Raw genomic sequence first — 4,240 nt, 5'->3', positions numbered from 1 at the left:
CTTCACCTTCGTTTGGATAAGAAGTAAGATACTTATAATGAACTAATAATCTAAATCCAGTGATATTCTGCCATTGAATTAGCTTTTTGCGTTGGAACTGAAATATTTGCAGAAAAGCAAAGCTGTCGTATAAACCTTTGCTGGAGGACAACATCAGCCCCTGCTCTGATATCATAATTGCTGCTTTTAACCGAATCAGTTTGTTTGCAATAAAGTCAACGATCGCAGGAAGTAAAAAGACCATTGCAATAATTCCAAATACAATACGATCATTGTTTCCATGGGCTTCGAACATTGCATAGGAAAACAAGACAACTGGTATCAACGTCACAAATAACCACACAAGACTTCTGTAGGGCTGAGTTGATCTTTTTATAGTTATGGATTCCATATTGATATTTAAAGACGCGTTAATCCTGTGGGCAGAATTGGTGATTTGTTTACTGCAAAACACATTTCTTGTAAAAGGTCATATGATAAAATTACGCATTTTCACTAAATAGTATGTTCTAAAAAGGAAAATGCCTGCTATTCGTGCGATTTGCAGGCTTTTTGTCGGTTCTGATACCTTTTTGGTGCAGAGTGGGGAATTTGTACCTAAGCTTAAAAACCGTCTTGTTTAGTGTCTGAGTGGACCTGGGAAATTCAACTCACCAAATTACTCACCGCCATCTCTGTTTTTATAACTGCAAATGCAATCCTGTAAAATTAGACTTGAAAATGATATCCCTTTTTAAGCGTTCGGTGCTTTAGATGTACAATACTTTCAAAATTACCCCTTTCAAAGCGAAATCGACTGATCAACCTGGCCGTACTAGGAGGTTACATTATACGAATATAGGTGGCCTCCTATCGAATAATCCCGCTTAGCTTCCTATGCTGTCCGGATAGTTTCTTTTTTGGGTAGCTTATAGAGGAGCAAGATAAGTGCCAGGTAGAAGATCAAAGAAAACGCAGGCTGTGCGGCTCCAATAAATCCGTAACCGCTATTACATTTTGCAATAAAAGCAGAGACCATACAGATGCAGAAACCAATATATACCCATTCTTTGATCCTTTGAGGTACCTGGGGTATTAGTAGTACTAAGGCACCGATTAATTTGGCTATGGTCAGTTCTATCCGAAAGTAAGCCGGAAAGCCCAGGCGTCTGGTAAACTCTGCCTGATGTGTCTCGGCATACCATGCAGCGAAGATCATAAAAGCGGACATTAGGCCTGTATATAGCCAATAGTTTAAAGATTTCATTTTCATTTTTTAAGTTTTAAGTGAATCTGGGCTAATGACGATCGGGCAGGCCGGATGGGGACAAGGTCAGGGGGTCAGATGATCTTATTGTGTGTTTTCTTTTTGGTCAACCTTTTAATCTCCTTTATCAAGGTTTTTTTTTCTGTGCCGGATTTTGTCAGATTGATTGCTTGCTGATAATGTTCGATAGCAGTATCAATGTTGCGCTCTGCATGTAAATAGCCCAGCAATGCATGGTAAGAATTGCTATGATTGTCATTTACTTTTTCCGCTTCAGTTATCGCTTTTTCATTGCCATAGACTTTGGCCAACGCGAACAGCCGGTTCAACGCAGTGACAGGTGAATTTTCTATAAGGATGAGCTGATCATATAGCTGTAAAATATGCTCCCATTTTTTTTGGTCCGTTGGTGTGGTGTGCCAATAAGCAATACCCGCTTCCAGGTGATATTTTGTAACTTCAGCCCCGCTACAGGCATGGATTAAATAATAATTGCCCTTTTCTATCAATGCATTGTCCCATAAACTTTTGTCCTGGTCTTCAAAGAGAATGGCTTCTCCCTCAGGATTTGTCCTTGCTTCCAGTCTTGAGCTCTGAAAACACATTAAGTTTTAGTCAGCGGGTTATCGGTCAGCACCAGGGCAAGTCTGGTGGCTTCTGAACAAAGGTCTTTTCTGATCAACTGATTGTTGGTTTTTGAAAAATACCCTTCATTAAAAAGCAGGTATAAGGTTCGCAATACGGTTTCCAGGCGTTGTCTGATTTCTTTTTCATTCAGCTCTTTGATTCGAAAATGGTCTTTTCGAAGCTGGTTTCTCGCCCTTAGCAGGCGTTTCTTGATGGTTTCGGTTTTGGTTAGAAAGGCATTTGCAATTTCTCCCACACTAAAACCACAGAGTATTTGCAAGGCTAAACAGATCTGATTTTCCATTGGATTACCGGGGTTGCATACTGCAAAGATCATGGCTAGCTGGCTATCTGCTATAATTTTAGGATCGAATTCAAAATCTTGCTGGTCTGAAATTGGAGATGCAATGATTTGTTTTTTGACCTGCGATTCAAAAATAGCTGTGTGTTTAAAGTAGTCTTTGAGCTTGTTTTTAGCAACCGTATAAAGCCAGGCCGTTGGGTTTTGCGGTATTCCGTCAATGGGCCAGTTTTCCGAAGCTTTTAAAAAGGTTTCACTAGCAATATCTTCGGCCAGTTCAATATGGGCTAAACCAAAATGACGGCACAATACTGCCGTCATTTTAGCATATTCCTGCCGGAATAGGTGCGGTAAAAGTTCCTCAGACGATTTTACGATGGGCTTCATTAATCACGTTTTAAAACTTCTCTCACTTCAATGTTTCCGCCAATTTTGAAAATGGGATTAGATTTTGCGATTTCTACAGCTTCTTCAATGGTGTCGGTTCTGATCACAATGTAGCCACTTATAAATTCCTTGATTTCGGTATAAGGCCCGTCCGATATCACATTGTTAGGTCTGACTGTTTTGGCACCTGCAAGCGTTGGCAAAAGGGTATTTCCTTTGTCTGCCAGTTTGTTTTGTGAGGCAATGCCGGCAAGCCAGTTCATTCTCTCCTGCATTTGTTCGGGCGAAGGTTTGAAGTCTGTGGTATTGTTTAGTCTGAAAATTAATGCGAACTCTTTCATAATTAATTGTTTTTTCTGCTGATGACGATTGAAATTACAAAAGGAGGACAACAATATATAAGAACTGTCAGGAATTTTGAGATTTTTACCTGGGAAGGAGGGAATTTATTTTTACTGTGGACTATAATGTATTGGGAATCCTTATGTCAGCAGGTCTTTTTAAGGGTTTTTTGATGTTGGAAGGATTTCTTAATCGATTAATCTCTAAGCGGTCTAAATTGGATTTTTCGACCATAATGGTCACTCTTTCCGCATTTAAACTGACAATAATTCAATTATTCAAAATAGAAGTATTCGGCAATTTATAACTTTTGGCTATTTCTTTTACCGATTGATTATGATACATGAATAATAATACCAGTTTTCGTTAAACTCGTCTAAACTGCTCCAGCATCTTTCCTTTCATTTGGAATAGGTTTTATTCCAAAACTGTCAACCTATAGGGGTATGAGACCACAACAATGGCGAATGTACGGGTTGGCAGTATTTTATAAAAGGAGATAGGCCACCGTGGGTAACGGTTAACTTTAAATAACAAATTCGCAAAATTATTTTACCCTATAAAAGGTAGAATTTCATTAAATGGTTTTCCAACAATAATTCCATAACATGAAATCAAAAATAAAACAGCTATAATAATTAAAGCAATAGGTTTGTACGTGAATACCATCCCTTTCTTTTGAGTGTACCTATAGTTGATGTATGTGCCTATTAAGAAAAGACCTGTAAATAAGAGTATAAAATAATTGACCTGCATATAATAATGTTAAATTTATTGATATCGGATAGACCCTATAAACCACAATTTTGTATTATTTTATTTTGTCTATTCGCACTTCAAAAGGGTAAATTGACGCTTTCCCAACTTCAAATGAAACTTCTACCTTATCATTCGTTGTGAGTGGTTTGCCTTCATTGTCATAAAATATCGTTTTATCAGATCCACGTCCCGCATTTTCAGGAACAAAAACGCTGTTATAACCATTTTGTGCCCACTTCATCTCCAGGGGAGTAATCGTTTCTCCCTCATCCCCAGGTGCTGTATTTACATATACTGATTGGGGCCTGTCAACATAAACCGTCATTCCTGCCGAATAATTCAGATAGCCGGTAATAGAGAAACGTTTGCCTTCGTTAGCCTCTTTGTCAGCCAAAATTTTTTGTACTGCCGTCTTTGACGATTCGACTGGCGTTCCTTTTTCACGGTTTTTTCCACTTTCAAAATTTGAGCAGGAGCTCGCTGTTGATAATGCTCCTGCAATTGCTGCCGTTAAAAACAATGTTTTAAATTTCATATGAATTTGTTTTCGTTAAGGATGATGTTATATGGTGTTGCTT

Annotated in this window: 6 protein-coding genes; all 6 read right to left on the bottom strand. The window is 38.4% G+C overall.

What is annotated here, in order from left to right:
- On the bottom strand, positions 1 to 391 hold a 391-nt coding region (locus AC1DDX_RS26475; RefSeq protein WP_477622932.1), incomplete at its 3' end, for a hypothetical protein.
- 483 nt (positions 392 to 874) lie between these two features.
- Entirely contained in the window at positions 875 to 1,246 is a 372-nt protein-coding gene (locus tag AC1DDX_RS26470; protein WP_477622931.1) for a DoxX family protein, read from the bottom strand.
- A 74-nt stretch (positions 1,247 to 1,320) separates the two neighbouring features.
- Entirely contained in the window at positions 1,321 to 1,851 is a 531-nt protein-coding gene (locus AC1DDX_RS26465) for a DUF6596 domain-containing protein (RefSeq protein WP_477622930.1), read from the bottom strand.
- Positions 1,851 to 2,561, bottom strand: coding sequence for an RNA polymerase sigma factor (locus tag AC1DDX_RS26460; protein WP_477622929.1), 711 nt, complete (start codon positions 2,559 to 2,561; stop codon positions 1,851 to 1,853). Before AC1DDX_RS26460 ends, AC1DDX_RS26465 begins: the two co-directional genes overlap by 1 nt.
- Positions 2,561 to 2,902, bottom strand: a complete 342-nt coding sequence (locus tag AC1DDX_RS26455; RefSeq protein WP_172663420.1) for a YciI family protein — start codon at positions 2,900 to 2,902, stop codon at positions 2,561 to 2,563. Before AC1DDX_RS26455 ends, AC1DDX_RS26460 begins: the two co-directional genes overlap by 1 nt.
- A gap of 812 nt (positions 2,903 to 3,714) precedes the next feature.
- Positions 3,715 to 4,197: a hypothetical protein gene (locus AC1DDX_RS26450; protein WP_172663419.1), complete on the bottom strand. Its 483-nt coding sequence runs from the start codon at positions 4,195 to 4,197 to the stop codon at positions 3,715 to 3,717.
- Between the last annotated feature and the right edge of the window lie 43 nt (positions 4,198 to 4,240).

It is taken from the genome of Pedobacter sp. 10L46_2 (assembly GCF_056395165.1).
This window is presented reverse-complemented; position numbering and strand designations above follow the sequence as displayed.